Raw genomic sequence first — 1,356 nt, forward strand, 5'->3', positions numbered from 1 at the left:
CTAACTTTGTTTTAGGGCGACTGCCCTGCTGCGTAACATCGTTGCTGCTCCATAACATCAAACATCGACCCACGGCGTAACGCGCTTGCTGCTTGGATGCCCGAGGCATAGACTGTACAAAAAAACAGTCATAACAAGCCATGAAAACCGCCACTGCGCCGTTACCACCGCTGCGTTCGGTCAAGGTTCTGGACCAGTTGCGTGAGCGCATACGCTACTTGCATTACAGCTTACGAACCGAACAGGCTTATGTCCACTGGGTTCGTGCCTTCATCCGTTTCCACGGTGTGCGTCACCCGGCAACCTTGGGCAGCAGCGAAGTCGAGGCATTTCTGTCCTGGCTGGCGAACGAGCGCAAGGTTTCGGTCTCCACGCATCGTCAGGCATTGGCGGCCTTGCTGTTCTTCTACGGCAAGGTGCTGTGCACGGATCTGCCCTGGCTTCAGGAGATCGGAAGACCTCGGCCGTCGCGGCGCTTGCCGGTGGTGCTGACCCCGGATGAAGTGGTTCGCATCCTCGGTTTTCTGGAAGGCGAGCATCGTTTGTTCGCCCAGCTTCTGTATGGAACGGGCATGCGGATCAGTGAGGGTTTGCAACTGCGGGTCAAGGATCTGGATTTCGATCACGGCACGATCATCGTGCGGGAGGGCAAGGGCTCCAAGGATCGGGCCTTGATGTTACCCGAGAGCTTGGCACCCAGCCTGCGCGAGCAGCTGTCGCGTGCACGGGCATGGTGGCTGAAGGACCAGGCCGAGGGCCGCAGCGGCGTTGCGCTTCCCGACGCCCTTGAGCGGAAGTATCCGCGCGCCGGGCATTCCTGGCCGTGGTTCTGGGTTTTTGCGCAGCACACGCATTCGACCGATCCACGGAGCGGTGTCGTGCGTCGCCATCACATGTATGACCAGACCTTTCAGCGCGCCTTCAAACGTGCCGTAGAACAAGCAGGCATCACGAAGCCCGCCACACCGCACACCCTCCGCCACTCGTTCGCGACGGCCTTGCTCCGCAGCGGTTACGACATTCGAACCGTGCAGGATCTGCTCGGCCATTCCGACGTCTCTACGACGATGATTTACACGCATGTGCTGAAAGTTGGCGGTGCCGGAGTGCGCTCACCGCTTGATGCGCTGCCGCCCCTCACTAGTGAGAGGTAGGGCAGCGCAAGTCAATCCTGGCGGATTCACTACCCCTGCGCGAAGGCCATCGGTGCCGCATCGAACGGCCGGTTGCGGAAAGTCCTCCCTGCGTCCGCTGATGGCCGGCAGCAGCCCGTCGTTGCCTGATGGATCCAACCCCTCCGCTGCTATAGTGCAGTCGGCTTCTGACGTTCAGTGCAGCCGTCTTCTGAAAACGACA

The 1,356-nt window shown here is 60.3% G+C and carries 1 protein-coding gene; it reads left to right on the forward strand.

Annotation, left to right across the window (positions count from 1 at the left end):
• Positions 1 to 140: 140 nt before the first annotated feature.
• A complete protein-coding gene (intI1, locus tag BRX37_RS26205) occupies positions 141 to 1,154 on the forward strand; it encodes a class 1 integron integrase IntI1 (RefSeq protein ID WP_000845048.1) in 1,014 nt (337 codons plus the stop codon).
• Positions 1,155 to 1,356: the final 202 nt, after the last annotated feature.

The sequence above is a fragment of the Sphingomonas sp. S-NIH.Pt3_0716 genome, from assembly GCF_003950715.1.
GTDB lineage: Bacteria > Pseudomonadota > Alphaproteobacteria > Sphingomonadales > Sphingomonadaceae > Sphingobium > Sphingobium yanoikuyae_A.